The organism is Microcella putealis (assembly GCF_004216575.1).
Lineage (GTDB): Bacteria > Actinomycetota > Actinomycetes > Actinomycetales > Microbacteriaceae > Microcella > Microcella putealis.
Window position 1 is genome coordinate 430,089 of record NZ_SGWW01000002.1, and the last position, 15,898, is coordinate 445,986.

Below are 15,898 nucleotides of genomic sequence, written 5' to 3' on the forward strand. Positions count from 1 at the left end.
TTCGGCGGCCATAGCGAAGGGGAAACGCCCGGTTACATTCCGAACCCGGAAGCTAAGACCTTCTGCGCCGATGGTACTGCGAGGGGGACCTCGTGGGAGAGTAGGACACCGCCGGACTTCTTTGTGAAATGGCCACCCAGTGATGGGTGGCCATTTCGCGTTAACGCACTTATGTGCAGCGCGAGGAGAACCATGTCAGAGAAGCACGACCGCCCGCGCCGGGATGACGATCGTCACCCGCGCCGGAACGCTGACGATCGAGGACGCCCCGCGCGTGAATCGCTGCCCTCGCGCGACGCTGACGCTCGCCCGCGTGGCGGTGGACCGGGTCGGCCGTCCCGCGACGGCGACGCTCGACCGCGACGTGATGGCGAATCCCGCCCGCGTCGTGATGGCGATGCTCGTCCGCGTCGTGACGGGGACTCGCATCCGCGTCGTGAGGGCGATTCCCGCCCGCGCCGCGACGGTGACAGTCGCCCGCGTCGCGACGGCGACAGTCGCCCGCGTCGCGATGGCGATGCTCGGCCCCAGCGGGACGGGGAGAGCCGGCCCCGTCGTGACGGGGCGGGCGGGCCGCGTCGAGAGGGTGACGGGCGCCGCGAGCACGCTCCGCGTGCGGGCGCGGGACGCGCATCCGATCGGCCGACCGGGGGGATTCGTCCGCGCCGGACAGACGGTGACGATGTTCCCCGCCACGACGACCCGCGCATTCCGGAGGATGTGACCGGCAAGGAGCTCGACCGCGTCGCTCGCGCCGAACTGAAGGCCCTCAGTAAAGAGAACGCCGAGCGGGTGTCGCAGCACCTCGTGATGGCTGCGCGCCTGATCGATGACGACCCCGAGCTGGCGCACAAGCACGCGCAGGCCGCGGCCCGTCGCGCCGGCCGCATTGCGGTGGCGCGCGAGACGCTCGGCATCACTGCGTACCTGACCGGCGACTTTGCCCTGGCGCTGCGTGAACTGCGCACCCACCGACGAATCAGTGGCTCGAACGAGCAGCTGCCGCTCATGGTTGACTGCGAGCGCGGGCTCGGGCGCCCCGAGAAGGCGCTCGAGCTGGGCCGCAGCGTCGACCGCGCGACCCTGAGCGTGGGCACCCGCGTGGAGCTGGCGATCGCACTGTCGGGCGCGCGACTCGACCTCGGTCAGACTGAGGCTGCGCTGCGCGAGCTCGAGATTCCGCAGCTGGACCCGTCGACCGCGTACCGCTTCAGCCCGGCGCTGTTCGATTCGTACGCCGTCGTGCTCGCTGAGCTGGGCCGCGACGATGAGGCGGCCGAGTGGGGCCGCCGCGCCGATGTCGCCGCCGAGGCGATTGCCGAGGCCGAAAACGGTGGCTCGAGCGACGAGATCGAGGTCATTGAGGAGGAGCTCGAGTTCGTCGACGATGAGGGCGCCGCGAGCGCTGCGCATACGGCCGACGACAGCACCGCTGATGGTGACGTTTCCGAGGGCGAGGCATCGACCCCCGCGGAGGGTGACGATGTTCGCTAAGAAGACTCCGACGCCGCTTGACGGGCGTGACGCTCTGCTGCTCGATCTCGACGGGGTGGTGTATCGCGGACCGGACCCGGTTGATCACGCCGTGACGAGCATCCAGAAGGCGGCGCGTTCGACGCGCGTCGCCTACCTGACGAACAACGCCTCGCGCACCGACGCCTCCGTCGCCGAGCACCTCTCGTCGTTCGGGCTGTCGGTCGCGGCGGACGACGTGGTGACGAGCCCCCAAGCCGCGCTGCGCGTTCTCGCCACCCTCGTCGAGCCGGGCGCGCTCGTCATGGTGGTCGGGGGCGAGGGCATCACGGCCGAACTCGAGAAGGCCGGCTACCGCATCACCCGCTCGGCCGAGGACCAGCCCGACGCGGTGGTGCAGGGCTTCGCGCCGCACGTGGGGTGGGAGCACCTCGCCGAGGCGAGCTTCGCGCTGCAGCACGAGCACGTGCACTGGGTGGCGACCAACACCGACTGGACGATCCCGCAGAAGCGCGGCATTGCTCCGGGTAATGGCACGCTCGTGTCTGCGGTGCACCTCGCCGTGGGGCGCCTGCCCGTGTTCGCGGGCAAGCCCGAAAAGCCCATCTACGACGAGGCGCTTGAGCGCTTCGGCTCGACGAACCCGCTCGCGATCGGCGATCGCCTCGACACCGACATTGCCGGCGCCAACCGGGCCGGGCTCACGAGCGCACTCGTGTTGACTGGCATCGATCAGGCGAAGCAGGTTCTCGCGGCGACTCCTGAGCAGCGGCCGGCGTACATTTTGCGCGACCTGCGCGAGCTGTTCACGCCGTACCCCGACGTGGCCGAGGAGGTCGACGCCGATGGCGTGCGCACCGTGACGTGCGGCAAGGCCGTTGTGCGCATGAAGCAGCACTTGGTGCGCGTGGCCCGGGCGGGCGACGACCCCGTCGACCTGCTGCGCGCCGGAGCCGCCATCGTGTGGGCATCGGGGCTGCAAATCTGGGGTCTCGACGTCGACCCGCAGCTATATTCGTGACCATGAGTGAGGCGGGCGGGCGCGACGGCGTCGACGAGGTGCCGAACGAGTTCGGCGACACGGCAGCCGAGAGTGACGCCGACACGCCCGACGAGGGCCTGCTGTCACAGCTCGCCGTGATCGAGGATCAGCCGCTCGGCGACCGCGCGGCGGCCTTCGCCCACCTGCACGACGCCCTGCGGCAGCAGCTCGAGGCGTGACGACGACGGACGGTGGCGCGGGGCAGGGTGGCGCGGCTCGCGGCGGCGGCTCCGGGGTGACTGGGCGCCTCGACGTGGCACTCGTCGACGCGGGACTGTCGCGCTCGCGGAGCGCCGCGCGCGAGGCGATTCAGGCCGGGCGCGTCAGCGTGGGCGGGCGCGTCGTGACGAAGCCCGCGTACGCGGTGCGCGCATCCGATGTTGTGGGCGTGGAGGGCGAGAGCCCGTATGTCAGCCGCGCCGCCCACAAGCTGATCGCGGCGCTCGACGCCGAAGCCGCCGCGGGGCGCCCGCTGCCGATTGATGGCGCGATCGCCCTCGACGTGGGGGCATCGACCGGCGGATTCACCGAGGTGCTGCTCGAACGCGGCGCGTCGACCGTCATCGCACTCGACGTCGGACACGGGCAATTGGATGCGCGCATCGCGCTCGACGCGCGCGTCGCGGTCGTCGAGGGGGTCAACGCGCGCGAGCTGAGCCCCGAGCTGCTGACACGGGTGAGCGGGGTCGCGGAGGCTCCGCGCATCGTGGTCGGCGACCTCAGCTTTATCTCGCTGGGCCTCGTACTGCCGGCGCTCGTCGCGACCGCCGGAGTTGACGCCGACTACGTGCTGCTGATCAAGCCGCAGTTCGAGGTGGGCCGCCAGGGTATTCGCGAGGGCATCGTGCGCGACCCCGCGGCCCGCGAAGACGCGATCATGGGCGTGCTCTGGGCGGCCGCTGACGAGGGGCTTGCCGCCTCGGCCCTGATCTCCTCCCCGCTGGTGGGAACATACGGCAATCACGAGTACCTGGCCGTCTTCCGACGTGCGCACGGGGTCGATCCGTCACAATGGAGGTCGCGCGCAGCGGAGCTCGCTCGCGCACACGTGACCGGGGCCCCCGGGGCCGCCGATCAGCCACCCGCCTAAGGAGCCCCGTGACAGAACGCCACATCCTCGTCGTCGCCCACACGGGCCGCGACGAGTCGCTCGAGGCGGGCGTCACCGTGTGCCGCCTACTCGCCGACGCTGGGCTCACCCCGGTCGTTGCGACCGACAGCGTCGACGACCTGCGCGCGGCCACCGGGGGCGCCGCCCTGCGGGTGCTCGACGACTCCGATACCGGCAACAAGCATGACGTTGCCGTCGGTGATGTCGAGCTCGTCATCGTGCTCGGCGGCGACGGCACAATTCTGCGCGCGGCCGAACTGGTGCGCGGCGGTTCGGCTCCGCTACTCGGCGTGAACCTCGGGCACGTGGGGTTCCTCGCCGAGAGCGAGCGCGACGACCTCGCCGACGCGGTGGCCCGTGCGCTCGACCGCGACTACCTCGTCGAAGAGCGCATGACGCTCTCGGTGCGGGTGAAGGTCGACGGCGAGGTCATCTGGCAGACCTGGGCGCTCAACGAGGCCACGGTCGAAAAGGCCAGCCGCGAGCGCATGCTCGACCTCGCGGTTGCGGTCGACGGCCGACCCCTCACGAGCTTTGGCGCCGACGGCGTCGTCATGGCCACCCCGACCGGGTCGACCGCCTACGCGTTTAGCGCCGGCGGGCCGGTCGTTTGGCCGAGCCTCGACGCGCTGCTCATGGTGCCGCTGAGCGCGCACGCCCTGTTTGCCCGGCCGCTCGTCGTGGGGCCCAACTCGTCGCTGTCGGTCGACGTGCTCGACCGCACCGGCGCGACCGGCGTGCTCTGGTGCGACGGGCGCCGCGCATTCGACCTGCCGGCGGGCGCCCGCGTGGTCGCGCGGCGCTCGTCGACGCCGGTGCGCCTCGCGCGCCTGCACCCGGGGCCCTTCACCGATCGCCTCGTGCAGAAGTTCGCCCTGCCCGTCAACGGCTGGCGGGGCGGGGCCGAGGTCGACGCGACCCCGACCGGCGCGGTCACGCTGCCGCGAGCATCCGATCGGGGTGCGGGCGGCGCGGCGGATGCGGATGTCGCGTTCGGCGCGGAGGCGGCGGAGGGCGACGCGCGGTGATCGACGAGATTTCGATTCGCGATCTCGGCGTCATCGGCGAGGCGCGGCTGCCGCTCGGCCCGGGCTTCACCGCGCTGACGGGCGAGACAGGCGCGGGGAAGACCATGGTTGTCACGGCGCTGGGGCTGCTGCTCGGCGCGCGCGGCGACGCGGGTGTCGTGCGCTCCGGCGCCGACCGCGCGCTCGTCGAAGGGCGCTGGATTGTCGACCCCACGGGCTCCGCCGCCGAACGCGCGCGCGACGCCGGCGGCGAGCTGGACGAGGACGAGCTGATTCTTGCGCGCACCGTGTCGGCCGAGGGGCGCTCGCGCGCCGTCGTCGGCGGGCGCTCGGCTCCGGTCGGGGTGCTCGGCGAGCTCGGTGAGCAGCTCGTCGTCGTGCACGGGCAGAGCGACCAGGTGCGACTCAAGTCATCCACCGCCCAGCGCGAGGCGCTCGACCGCTACGCAGGGCCTGAACTTGCGTCGGCGCTCGCCGAGTACCGATCCGCCTTCACCGCCTGGAACAATGCGCGCGCCGAGCTCGATCGGCTGACCAGCGCCCGCGACGACCGCGCCCGCGAGGCCGACGAGCTGCGCGCGGCGATCGCCGAGATCGAGCAGCTCGCCCCGCAGCGCGGCGAAGACGCCGAACTCGCCGACCGCGCCGAGCGGCTCGGCAACCTCGAAGACCTGCGGCTTGCCGCCGCCCAGGCCCACGAACTGCTGTCGAGCGAGTCGCTCGACGAGGCCCGCGACGCGATCGGCCTGATCGACGCGGCCCGTCGCTCGGTCGAGCGCGTGAGCGCGCACGACGTGCAGCTCGGCCCCATCGTTGAGCAACTGGCCACCGCCGGGTACGCCGTGACCGAGGCCGCCACCGAACTCTCGGGCTACCTCGCCTCGCTCGAAACCGACGGCGGGCGCGAGCTCGAGGCCGTCAACGAGCGTCGCGCCGCCCTCACCGACCTCGCTCGCCGCTTCGGCCCGAGCCTCGACGACGTCGTCGAGCTGCTCGACACGGGGTCTGCGCGCCTGCTGGAGCTCGACCAAGACGACGACCGCATCGTCAGCCTCACCGAGGAGGTCGAGCGGGGCGCCCGAACGGTCGAGGCCCTCGCCGACCGCGTCACCGCCCTGCGCCAGGCCGCCGCCGCGCGGCTCGCCAACGCGGTCACCGCCGAGTTTGCGGCCCTCGCCATGCCGGATGCGCGTCTCACGGTCGCGATTGACGCGCGCGACGAGCTGACAGCATCCGGCCGCGACCAGGTCTCGCTGCTGCTGCAGCCGCACGCGGGCGCCGAGCCGCGGCCTCTCGGCAAGGGCGCCTCAGGCGGTGAGCTCTCGCGCGTCATGCTCGCGCTCGAGGTTGTGATCGCCGAGACCGACCCCGTGCCAACCTTTGTGTTCGACGAGGTCGACGCTGGCGTCGGCGGCGCGAGCGCGATCGAGATCGGGCGGCGCCTCGCGAAGCTCGCCCAGAGCGCCCAGGTGATCGTCGTCACGCATCTCGCGCAGGTCGCCGCGTTCGCGACCAACCATTTGACGGTTGTGAAGGGGCGTGACGGCACCGTCACGGCGTCGAGCGTCACACAGCTCGAGGGTGAGGCGCGGGTCGCCGAGATGGCGCGCCTGCTCTCGGGCCTCGCCGACAGCGACACCGGGCTCGAGCACGCCCGCGAGCTGCTCACCGAGGCGCGGGCGCTCGCGAAGGCGTAGCGGCGTCGGCGTCGCCCGACTCGCGCCGCTGCGCCCGCTACCCCACCAGGTCGACGATCGGCACGGACACGGTCACGGCGTCGGAGCCCGTGCGCACGGTCGTGAACTCCACGGTGGTGGCGCGCGCTGCTGCCTCGAGCGGCACGGCGAGCACGCTCGTGAACGGAGCAAAGTCTTCGGTGCAGAACGTGTCGGGCGCGCGACGCTCTTGGAGGGTCACGCCGATGACGCCCTCGCCGGCTCCCGGGTCAACGACCGTCGGGATCACGGGGCAACTCGAGCTACCGTAGGTCACGATCGTCAGTTCGCGCTCGCTCGCCAGTTCGAGCACGGGGCTCAGCCAGTAGGCGAGCGGCGTCTCGGCCGGCGGCGCGTCGGGCGCGGGCTCGGGCAGCAGCGGCGGCAGGCCCGGATACTCGTCGACCGCGGCCGAGGGCGGCGGGAAGGTGGGCTCGACGTTCGGGTCAATGACCATGATGGTGAACTGCTGCACGCGGTCGTCACCGTCGGCCCGCGGCTCGCGCCACTCGACGTCGGCCACCACCTCGGCGGCCGTGAGCCCCTCGGGGGCGGCAAGCACGTGATGGGAGGCCCGCAGATCGTCGGTGCACGCATCGCCGGCTTGCTGGGTGAAGACCACGCGCACGCGATCGGCGGCCTCGACCTCGAGCCCGATGAAGCCGAACGGGCACGCCGACGAGCCGTAGCTGATGAACGTCAGGGTTTCGCGGGTCTCACCGAGGTTCCACCAGGCGATGGGTTCGACGGGGCCCTCGAGTTCGCGCTCGGGCACCGGCGCACTGACGGGCCAGTCGAGACCCTGCTCGAGGGCCTGGCTGATCGGCACACCCGGGTTGACGGGCCCCGCAGTCGAGGCGCAGGCGGAGGCGAGGAGCGCGAACGCGACCGTTCCCGCGAGCGTCGCCGCGACGCGGCGCGCGCGGCGCGGGGCGAGCATCCGGGATGCCGTTTCTCGCGTTTTCTCTTTCGCGCTGCGTCGACGAATCATCGAAAACCCCCTGGCCGACCACGGTACGCCGATCGGTTCCGCGCGTCGAGGCGCACGGGGTCACGGGTCGGATACGATAGAACCCCGTGGCAGACACTTCAGACTCCGGGAACGGTGACCGCGTCACCAAGCACATCTTCGTCACCGGAGGAGTCGTCTCCTCTCTCGGCAAGGGCCTGACGGCGGCAAGCCTCGGCAACCTGCTCACCGCGCGGGGCCTTCGCGTCGTCATGCAGAAGCTCGACCCCTACCTGAACGTCGACCCGGGCACGATGAACCCGTTCCAGCACGGCGAGGTGTTCGTCACCGACGACGGGGCCGAGACCGACCTCGACATCGGCCACTACGAGCGCTTCCTCGACATCAACCTGAACCAGGCTGCCAACGTCACGACCGGCCAGATCTACAGCCAGGTCATCGCGAAGGAGCGCCGCGGCGAGTACCTCGGCGACACCGTGCAGGTGATTCCGCACATCACGGACGAGATCAAGCGCCGCATGCGCCTGCAGGCCGAAGACGACCCGCAGCCCGACGTGATCATCACCGAGATCGGTGGCACGGTTGGTGACATCGAGTCGCAGCCGTTCATCGAGTCGGCCCGCCAGGTGCGCCACGAGCTCGGCCGCAAGAACGTGTTCTTCGTGCACGTCTCGCTCGTGCCGTTCATGGGTGCCTCGGGCGAGCAGAAGACGAAGCCGACGCAGCACTCGGTTGCGGCCCTGCGCTCGATCGGTATCCAGCCGGATGCGCTGGTGCTGCGCAGCGACCGCCCGGTCACGAGCGCCAACCGCCGCAAGATCGCGCTGATGTGCGACGTCGACGAGCAGGCCGTCGTGAACGCGGTCGACGTGCCGTCGATCTACGACATCCCGTCGATGCTGCACAGCCAGGGCCTCGACGCGTACATCATCGACCAGCTCGGCCTCGAGGCGAACGACGTCGCGTGGGACGGCTGGGCCGACCTGCTGACCGCCGTGCACGAGCCGAAGCGCGAGGTGACGATCGGCCTCGTCGGCAAGTACATCGACCTGCCCGACGCGTACCTGAGCGTCACCGAGGCGCTGCGGGCCGGCGCCTTCGCGCACCAGTCGAAGGCCGTGATTCGCTGGATCGCCTCTGACGAGTGCGAGACCCCCGAGGGCGCGGCCAGGCACCTGAGCGACGTCGACGCGATCTGCGTGCCCGGGGGCTTCGGTGTGCGCGGCATCGAGGGCAAGCTCGGCGCGCTGCGTTTCGCCCGCGAGAACATGATCCCCACCCTGGGCCTGTGCCTCGGCATGCAGTGCATGGTCATCGAGTACGCGCGTAACCTTGCCGAGTTGCCCGGAGCATCCTCGACCGAATTCGACCCCGAGACCGAGTTTCCGGTCATCGCCACGATGGCCGAGCAGGTCGCCCACATCGACGGCGGCGACCTCGGCGGCACCATGCGTCTCGGCCTCTACGAGGCGGCGCTCGCCGAGGGGTCGCTTGCCCGCGAGCTGTACGGCGAGTCGTCGATCAGCGAGCGGCACCGCCACCGCTACGAAGTGAATAACGCCTACCGCGAGCGCATCGCTGAGGCCGGCCTGTCGTTCTCGGGCACGAGCCCCGACGGCACGCTCGTGGAGTTCGTCGAGCTGCCGCGCGAGCAGCACCCGTTCTACATCGCCACGCAGGCGCACCCCGAGCTGCGCTCGCGCCCGAACCGCGCCCACCCGCTGTTTGCGGGCCTCGTCGCCGCGGCCATCGACCGTCAGAAGGCCAGCCGCCTGTTCGACGACGAGCAGTCCGAGGGCGAGTAGCCGCGTGGGCGAGCTGTCGACGGTCGGTGCGCCGCTCGCCGACGAGCCGTTCGAGCCGGCGATCGCCTCGAGCGACACCGTTTTCGACGGGGCCGTCTGGGATATCCGCCGCGAGCGCTTCGCCTTCGGCGACGGCGAGCTGGTGCGCGAATTCGTCGCGCACACGGGCGCGGTCGCGGTGCTCGCGATCGACGACAACGACCGGATGCTCGCCATCCGTCAGTACCGTCACCCCATTCGCGAGCGCAATTGGGAGCTGCCCGCGGGGTTGCTCGACGTGCCGGGGGAGGATCCGCTCGAGGCGGCGAAGCGCGAGCTCGCCGAGGAGGCCGACCTCACGGCCGCGCACTGGGAGCCGCTGATTCAGCTGCACACGACCCCCGGCGGCTCGGACGAGATCATTTACGTCTACCGGGCGACCGGTCTTGCAGCCGCACCTGAGGTGTTCGCCCGCGACGGCGAGGAGGCCGACATCGTCACGCGCTGGGTCGCCGTCAACGACGCGGTGGATGCGGTGCTCGCCGGGCGCGCCCGCAACGGCATCTTCATGGCCGCCGTGCTCGCCGAGTACGCGCGTCGCACCCGCACGGGTACGCCGTCGGGCGTCACGCCGCAGGCGCGGGACTAGCGATGGCGGAGGCGCTCGAGGTGCCTCCCGCGCTCGCGCGCGCGGTCGACCGATACATCCGCCACGTCGCCCTCGAGCGCGGGCGGTCGCCGCACACCGTGTCGGCCTACCGCCGCGACCTCGACCGCTACCTTGCGCACCTCGCGTCGCGCGGGGTGACCGAGCCGTCGGCGATCGCCGAGGCCGACGTCGCCGCCTTCGTGTCGGCCGTGCGCGACCCCGAGGTGGCCGCCGCCGCGGGTGTCGCGCCAGTTGCCGCGTCGAGCGCCGCCCGCATGCTGTCGAGCGTGCGCGGCTGGCACAGCTTTCTCGTCGAAGAGGGGCTCGCGGCCCGCAACGTGGCCGCCGAGCAGAAGCCGCCCAAGCAGCCGCGGCGCCTGCCGAAAGCGATCACGGTAAACGAGGTCGAGCGGCTGCTCGACGCGTGCGCCGGAGACGACCCGATCATGCTGCGCGATCGCGCCCTGCTGGAGCTGCTCTACGCGACGGGCGCGCGCGTCTCAGAGGCCGTGGGGCTGTCGGTCGACGATGTCACGGGCGATGACGGGGGAGCTGCCGAGATGGTGCGGCTGTTTGGCAAGGGGCGCAAGCAGCGCCTCGTGCCGATCGGCCGCTTCGCCCGCGAGGCACTCGACGCGTACCTGGTGCGCTCGCGGCCCCTGCTCGCCCCGCGCGGCGCATCGACCCCGGCCCTGTTCTTGGGCGCTCGCGGTCAGGCGCTCAGCAGGCAGAGCGCGTGGCTCGTGATTCGGGGCGCCGCCGAGCGGGCCCAGCTCGACGTCGAGCTGTCGCCGCACACGCTGCGCCACTCGTTCGCCACGCACCTGCTCGAGGGCGGCGCCGACGTGCGCGTCGTGCAGGAGCTGCTCGGCCATGCCTCGGTCGCGACCACGCAGATCTACACGCTCGTCACCGCCGACGCCATGCGCGAGGCGTGGGCGCTCGCGCACCCGCGGGCGCGGTAGGGCTCACGGCCGCAGCACGGTGAGGCTCGTGTCGCCGGTGGGCTCCCAGCGGTAGGAGAAGACGCCGACGCCCGCGTTGGGGCTCTGCTCGGTGCCAAGGCCCGACTCGGCGAAGTCGCTGACGGGCACGCAGCGCTCGTCGATCTCACCCCACGCGACGCCGAGCCGCACGGCGGCCGCGCACACGGTGAGCTCCGCGCCGGGCAGCGAGCCGGGGGCGAGGTAGCCGATGAGGATCGCCTCGTCGCCCTCCCGCGCGAGTTCGGTGGGGCCGAGCAAGACCGCTCCGCGGTTCTCGGGTCGAACGGCGGTCATGATCGACGCGACGAGCGGCGGCGGCTCCGCTTCGTTTTGCGGGCGCAGTGTGCCGAGGGCGTCGCCGGCAAGGTCGAGAGACTCGGCGACCGATGTCGGGCCCGTGGGCGCGTACTCGATACTCGGCGTCACAGCCGGGTCGGCGGGCCAGGCGTACCGCACCTCGACGCCCGTCAGGCTCAGGGTCGCCTCGATGCCCGCCGCCAGGAAGTCGGGTTCGGAGGTGCAGGTTCGCTCCCAGCGCCGCGGCGCCGCGCCCTCGTCGCCGAGGGTGCCGAAGACGGCGACGCAGGCGCTGCGGCGCTCGGCGGGGTCGCCCTCGCGGCCCGAGCGATAGGCGACGAGGTCGACGCGGCCACCGTCGGGCAGTTCTTCCTGGGCGATGATGCGCGCCTCCGACAACAGTTGCTCGCCCGCCGACGCAAGCTGATCCGCGTAGGCGGCGGCATGAAAGTCGGTGTGGGTGGCGTCCGTCGAGGCGAAGACCCCGAAGGCGGCGGGAGTCGCGGGGGCGAGCTGCCCGACGAGGGCACCCCCGACGAGGGCCGCTGCGGCCACGGCGGCGGTCACGAGCACCCAGCGCGGGGCGCGGTCGCGCGCGACCGGCAGCTCGTGGTCGGCGGCTTCGGACGTCGCGGCGTCGGGCATCGCAGGGTCTGGCTCGGGGCTCGGCGCCGGTGCGCTGACGAAGGTGGGGGCGGCGGCCTGTTTGCGGGCGGTGAGGATGCGCGCGGCGCGCTCGGCGCGCATCCGATCGTTTTCTGAATCGGCGCGCCCGTAGGCGAGCCGCGCGAGGGCAGCGTCGTCGAGTGCCTCGAGCTCGCCGGTGTCACTCACGGCGCCAGTAGACCACCGGTGGCCGCAAACACGCCGAATGCGGGTTTCGGAGAATTCGCGTCGCGGGGCGGATCAGCCGAATTGGAAGAGCGTCTGCCCCGACGGCGACAGGGTGACGATCGTTGACGCCGCTCGCACCTCGAGCCCCTCGCGTTCGTAACCGCTCACGGGGGCGCACGACGAACCGAGGGGGGTGTCGTCGTTCATGACGGTCAGACACACCTGCGCCTCCGAGTCGCCGGCCCGGTCGGGGTGGATGCTCGCGAACGCCTGGAAACGCAGGTTTCCCGAGCTGGCAGACGACACGCGGCTGGGCCCGTGCGAGGCGGGCGGCACGATGCCCTCGAGCTGGGTGGCGACGGTGGAGTCGACCGCGAGGGTGCGGATCTGCTCGGTGATCGCGAGGCCCTCACCGGCGGCGAGGTCGTCGGGGGAGAGCGCGTCGGCCTCGCGCAGCTCGCGCGTGACATCGCGGGCGTTGATGCCGCCGCGAGGGCCCCACGTGAAGTCGATGAAGCGGTCGGCGTCGGAGGTGCTGTCGGCGAACGACCCGGTGCGGAACGAAATCAGGGTGCCCGAGAGGCCTCGCTCGCGAAACAGCGTCTCGGCGACGCAGTTCGACGGCAGAAACGCGCCCCGATCGGAGGTGGCGAAGACGCAGATCTGTGGCCCGTTGCCCGAGCCGAAGATGAACTCGGAGGTCGAGCGCACGGCGAAGAGGCGTATGTCACCGATCGTCTGCAGCAGGCGCGTTTCGCCGATGCGCTGGCCGTAGAACTGCTCGAGCTGCCCGTCGTCCATGGGAGTCGCCGGCCGGTCGAACACGGCCAGAGAGTCGGGTGCCGTGTTCTCGATCAGGGCGGGCACGCCGTACCCGAGTGCGCCTCCGATGAGGGCCCCCAGCGTGAGCGCGGCGACGCCGACCCGCCAGGGCGAGCGCCACCAGCGGGGCGGGTCGTCGGAGTCCTCGTCAGTGTTCGCACCCGCCTGGTCGGGGCGGGGCTGCTGCGATGGCGCGTCGATCGTCGCCCGGGGACGGCCTGCCGCGGCGGACGCCGCCGACGCGCGATCGGCGAGGATGCGCGCGGCGCGCTGGGCGCGCATCCGTTCGATTTCCGAATCGGCGCGCCCGTACGCGATGCCGCGCAGGGCGACATCGTCGAGCCGATCGAGATCGGCATCGATCATCGAGACTCCTCCATGATTGTGACGGTGCCATCGGAGTCTGCGTCGAGGCTGAAGAAGGACGTACCGCTAGCCGTCGGAATGCCGAGGGTGATGCCGTCGCGGCGGAAGACCTCAACGGGCACGCAGTTGTCGGAAAACTCGTCGAGCGCCAGAACGCCGACGCAGACCAGCGGGTTCTCGGCGCTGCCCCCGTGAATGCTAGCGAAGACGCGCGCGGTGCCGAGCTCGCTCGTGGTCAACTCGCCGATCTGCGCCGGCCCGAGCGACGGCGGGGGCACCACGTCAACGAGCAGGGCCACTGCCTCGGGTGCCACCTCGAGCTCGGCGAGCGTCTCGGCGAGCCGCAGGTCGTCGCCCGCCGCGCGCTGCGCCTCGCTGAAGGCGTCTCCGGCGGCCGCCGCGATCTCGGCCGACATGTCGGTCACGGTCGCCGGGCCCCGCGGACCCCACTCGACGGCGATCACCCGCGTGAAGTCGGGAATGCCGCTCGCCGAGACGGAGGTCACGTCGTACCCGATCACCGAGCCCGAGAGTCCGTTCTCGCGGAACACCGTCTCGGGCGTGCACGTCGTCGGAATGAACTGCACGTTCTCTGCCCACCCGCTGAGACAGATCTGGGGGCCCAAGGCCGATGAGCCGAAAAGAACGCCCGACTCGGTGCGCACGCCGTAAATGTCGACGTCGCCGACCGTGCCGATGAGGCGCGACTCGCCCGGCAGTCCCGACCCGAACTGATCGATCGGCGGTGCGTCGGCCTCGGATTCTTCGCGCTCGAACACGGCTAGTGAGTCGTCGGCGAGTGTGGGAATGAGTCGCTCGTAGGCGATCGCGGCGCCCGCCCCGACGACGAGGCCGCCGACGAGCAGTGCTGCGCCGATGCGCCGAGAGCGTGTCCACCAGCCTGTGGGGTCGTCGTCGTCGAGCTCGACCGTGTCGGCGCTCGCCGCGGGCTCGTCGGCGGGTGCGGCTGCGGGCAGCAGGGCCTCGGCCCCGCGGGCGTGGTCGCCGCGGTCGGCGAGGATGCGCGCGGCGCGCTGGGCGCGCATCCGTTCGCTTTCGGAATCGGCGCGCCCGTACGCGATGCCGCGGAGGGTCGCGTCGTCGAGGGTGTCGAGAGTGGGGTCGTCGGTCATTCGGGGCGGCTCCTGGTGGTGTCGACGCCGACGCCTCCCATGGGCATCGCGGTCAGGACGATGACTCCGCCCTCGCGGCTCGGCACCTCGACGTCGAGGCCGTCATCGCGGAACGCCGCCATGGTCGTGCAGGCGGGCGGGAAGAGATCGCTGTTGACACGGCCGGTGAGACACACGTCGCGGGGCTGGCCGGGCTGCGTACCCGGGTGCACGCTGAGGTAGCTGGCCGTGACGTTGCCGGCGCCGCTGCTCTCGCTCATGCGCACCGGCCCAAGTTCAGGTTCGGACAGGTACTCGGCGAGAAACGCCTCCACCTCGGGGTCGATGAGAGAGCCGCGGAGTCCGCTGATGAGAGGGATGTCGAGCCCGGCGTCTCGCTCCGCGTCGGTGTAGAGATCGTCGGGGGCAATCACGATCTCGTCGGTGACGTCGCTCACCTCGATGTCTCCCGACGGATGCCACACGACGGTGAGCAGACGGTTGGTCGGGGCGACAGCGACGAGAAACGCGTCGGGGTTGTCGGCGCTGCCTGCCAACACGCCCCGAAGCCCCTGCTGCCGAAAAACCGACTCAGGCGTGCAGATGTCGGGTGTGTAGCGCAGGCCCGGAGCCTCGGCCACGATGCACACCATGGGCCCGGCCGACTGAACCCCAATGGACAGGTCGATGGTGCTGCGCACGGCGTAGACGTCGGTATCGCCCACGGTGGCGACGAGGCGTGTGTCAAGGATGTCGTCGGCGGGGTAGAGAGATTGGACCCACTGGTCGGCCGCGCGGGGCTCGCCAGTGAAGACCGACAGGGCGGGGGTGGGCGCGAACCCGGCAAGCCTCTCGCTCGACAGCCCCAGGCCGACGCCGATGACGAGGCCCGCAGCAATCGCCGCGATCACAGCGCCCTTCGCCATCAGTTCGTCGCCCCAGTCGACACGAGGGTCGCCGTCGCCTCACCGCGGGGCCCCCACTCGACCGCGATGGTGCGAACGTCGCCAGACCCGCTGTTCAGCCCACCGAACGGTGACTCGTACAACACGCCCGCGATTCCCTGTGACTCGAAGACGGCGATCGGGACGCACTGCGGAGTGAAGAACTGCTCGTCGGCAGATCTCGCCGTGAGGCACACGCGCTCGCCGACGTCGCTGCGCACGATCTCGCTGTCAACGGGAAGAATCTCGGCGTACACGACCACGTCGTCAACGGTCGCGATCTCGCGAACCTCCGAGCGCGCATCCCCCTCGATGCCGGGAAATATGGTGGATGCCGCCGCCTCGTCGTCCGTCGGCGCCCGGTCAAAGATGGTGAGGGAGTCGGCGGCGAGCGTGTCGCTCACGCGGTCAATGGCGACGCCGAGGAGGGTTCCCACCCCGATGCTCGCAAGCCCGGCGGCCGCCGCGATGCGACGAGTACGGGTCCACCACGGGCCGGGATCATCATCAGCGTCGTCGAACTCGCTCGGCTCGGCGCGGTCGGCACCTGACCCGGGGGCTACGGGCGGGGGTGCCGGGGGATACCGCAGCGCGAGTTCACGCGCGGCGGCCTCACGGCTGACACCGCCCGCAGTCTCGGCGCGCCCGTAGGCGATGCCGCGGAGGGTCGCGTCGTCGAGCGCCGCCAGCGCGTCGTCGCGATCCGGTTCCATGAGGGTCAGTCAATCACGGGGGTGGACCGACCGGGAGACTCAACTCACGCGG

The 15,898-nt window shown here is 71.5% G+C and carries 16 protein-coding genes and 1 rRNA gene; 11 read left to right on the forward strand and 6 right to left on the reverse strand.

What is annotated here, in order from left to right:
- The 8 genes from rrf to recN all read left to right on the forward strand — a co-directional run bounded on the left by rrf (position 1) and on the right by recN (position 6,351).
- Positions 1 to 117: ribosomal RNA gene (rrf, locus tag EV141_RS06950) — 5S ribosomal RNA — on the forward strand.
- A 106-nt stretch (positions 118 to 223) separates the two neighbouring features.
- The gene (locus EV141_RS12350; protein WP_185740133.1) at positions 224 to 724 is read left to right on the forward strand and encodes a hypothetical protein; all 501 of its coding nucleotides are present in this window, start codon (positions 224 to 226) and stop codon (positions 722 to 724) included.
- Positions 721 to 1,494, forward strand: a complete 774-nt coding sequence (locus EV141_RS06955) for a tetratricopeptide repeat protein (RefSeq protein ID WP_198675515.1) — start codon at positions 721 to 723, stop codon at positions 1,492 to 1,494. Before EV141_RS12350 ends, EV141_RS06955 begins: the two co-directional genes overlap by 4 nt.
- Positions 1,478 to 2,494, forward strand: a complete 1,017-nt coding sequence (locus tag EV141_RS06960) for an HAD-IIA family hydrolase (RefSeq protein ID WP_375880248.1) — start codon at positions 1,478 to 1,480, stop codon at positions 2,492 to 2,494. Before EV141_RS06955 ends, EV141_RS06960 begins: the two co-directional genes overlap by 17 nt.
- 2 nt (positions 2,495 to 2,496) lie before the next feature.
- Positions 2,497 to 2,694 (forward strand): hypothetical protein, encoded by a 198-nt coding sequence (locus EV141_RS06965; RefSeq protein WP_130485225.1) that lies wholly within the window; start codon positions 2,497 to 2,499, stop codon positions 2,692 to 2,694.
- On the forward strand, positions 2,691 to 3,605 hold the full coding sequence (locus EV141_RS06970; protein ID WP_241969144.1) for a TlyA family RNA methyltransferase: 915 nt from the start codon (positions 2,691 to 2,693) through the stop codon (positions 3,603 to 3,605). Before EV141_RS06965 ends, EV141_RS06970 begins: the two co-directional genes overlap by 4 nt.
- A gap of 8 nt (positions 3,606 to 3,613) precedes the next feature.
- The gene (locus EV141_RS06975) at positions 3,614 to 4,654 is read left to right on the forward strand and encodes an NAD kinase (protein ID WP_241969145.1); all 1,041 of its coding nucleotides are present in this window, start codon (positions 3,614 to 3,616) and stop codon (positions 4,652 to 4,654) included.
- Entirely contained in the window at positions 4,651 to 6,351 is a 1,701-nt protein-coding gene (gene recN / locus EV141_RS06980) for a DNA repair protein RecN (protein WP_130485227.1), read from the forward strand. Before EV141_RS06975 ends, recN begins: the two co-directional genes overlap by 4 nt.
- A 37-nt stretch (positions 6,352 to 6,388) precedes the next feature.
- On the opposite strand, the gene EV141_RS06985 is transcribed toward recN, so the two are convergent.
- Positions 6,389 to 7,360 (reverse strand): hypothetical protein, encoded by a 972-nt coding sequence (locus EV141_RS06985; RefSeq protein WP_130485228.1) that lies wholly within the window; start codon positions 7,358 to 7,360, stop codon positions 6,389 to 6,391.
- A gap of 86 nt (positions 7,361 to 7,446) precedes the next feature.
- On the opposite strand from EV141_RS06985, the gene EV141_RS06990 reads away from it, so the two are divergent.
- Genes EV141_RS06990 through EV141_RS07000 form a run of 3 tightly spaced genes read left to right on the forward strand, consistent with a single transcriptional unit; the run spans position 7,447 to position 10,737 of the window.
- Positions 7,447 to 9,144: a CTP synthase gene (locus EV141_RS06990; RefSeq protein WP_130485229.1), complete on the forward strand. Its 1,698-nt coding sequence runs from the start codon at positions 7,447 to 7,449 to the stop codon at positions 9,142 to 9,144.
- 4 nt (positions 9,145 to 9,148) lie between these two features.
- Positions 9,149 to 9,772, forward strand: coding sequence for an NUDIX domain-containing protein (locus tag EV141_RS06995; RefSeq protein ID WP_241969146.1), 624 nt, complete (start codon positions 9,149 to 9,151; stop codon positions 9,770 to 9,772).
- A gap of 2 nt (positions 9,773 to 9,774) precedes the next feature.
- A complete protein-coding gene (locus EV141_RS07000) occupies positions 9,775 to 10,737 on the forward strand; it encodes a site-specific tyrosine recombinase XerD (protein ID WP_130485230.1) in 963 nt (320 codons plus the stop codon).
- A 3-nt stretch (positions 10,738 to 10,740) separates the two neighbouring features.
- On the opposite strand, the gene EV141_RS07005 is transcribed toward EV141_RS07000, so the two are convergent.
- From EV141_RS07005 to EV141_RS07025, 5 genes are all read right to left on the reverse strand, one after another.
- Entirely contained in the window at positions 10,741 to 11,889 is a 1,149-nt protein-coding gene (locus EV141_RS07005; protein WP_130485231.1) for a hypothetical protein, read from the reverse strand.
- A 72-nt stretch (positions 11,890 to 11,961) separates the two neighbouring features.
- Positions 11,962 to 13,077 carry a hypothetical protein gene (locus tag EV141_RS07010; RefSeq protein ID WP_130485232.1) on the reverse strand — a complete coding sequence of 372 codons (1,116 nt, stop codon included), beginning with the start codon at positions 13,075 to 13,077 and terminating at the stop codon, positions 11,962 to 11,964.
- Positions 13,074 to 14,210, reverse strand: a complete 1,137-nt coding sequence (locus EV141_RS07015; protein ID WP_130485233.1) for a hypothetical protein — start codon at positions 14,208 to 14,210, stop codon at positions 13,074 to 13,076. The genes EV141_RS07010 and EV141_RS07015 overlap by 4 nt, the downstream gene beginning before the upstream one ends.
- Entirely contained in the window at positions 14,207 to 15,115 is a 909-nt protein-coding gene (locus EV141_RS07020) for a hypothetical protein (RefSeq protein ID WP_130485234.1), read from the reverse strand. The genes EV141_RS07015 and EV141_RS07020 overlap by 4 nt, the downstream gene beginning before the upstream one ends.
- Positions 15,115 to 15,846 carry a hypothetical protein gene (locus EV141_RS07025; RefSeq protein WP_130485235.1) on the reverse strand — a complete coding sequence of 244 codons (732 nt, stop codon included), beginning with the start codon at positions 15,844 to 15,846 and terminating at the stop codon, positions 15,115 to 15,117. Before EV141_RS07025 ends, EV141_RS07020 begins: the two co-directional genes overlap by 1 nt.
- Positions 15,847 to 15,898 lie beyond the last annotated feature (52 nt).

Excerpts from the sequence above, each read along its gene's own strand:
- EV141_RS12350 (WP_185740133.1), top strand. The coding sequence starts at position 224 with ATGACGATCGTCACCCGCGCCGGAACGCTGACGATCGAGGACGCCCCG.
- EV141_RS06965 (WP_130485225.1), top strand. The coding sequence starts at position 2,497 with ATGAGTGAGGCGGGCGGGCGCGACGGCGTCGACGAGGTGCCGAACGAG.
- EV141_RS06985 (WP_130485228.1), bottom strand. The coding sequence starts at position 7,360 with ATGATTCGTCGACGCAGCGCGAAAGAGAAAACGCGAGAAACGGCATCC.
- EV141_RS07000 (WP_130485230.1), top strand. The coding sequence starts at position 9,775 with ATGGCGGAGGCGCTCGAGGTGCCTCCCGCGCTCGCGCGCGCGGTCGAC.
- EV141_RS07010 (WP_130485232.1), bottom strand. The coding sequence starts at position 13,077 with ATGATCGATGCCGATCTCGATCGGCTCGACGATGTCGCCCTGCGCGGC.
- EV141_RS07015 (WP_130485233.1), bottom strand. The coding sequence starts at position 14,210 with ATGACCGACGACCCCACTCTCGACACCCTCGACGACGCGACCCTCCGC.
- EV141_RS07020 (WP_130485234.1), bottom strand. The coding sequence starts at position 15,115 with ATGGCGAAGGGCGCTGTGATCGCGGCGATTGCTGCGGGCCTCGTCATC.
- EV141_RS07025 (WP_130485235.1), bottom strand. The coding sequence starts at position 15,846 with ATGGAACCGGATCGCGACGACGCGCTGGCGGCGCTCGACGACGCGACC.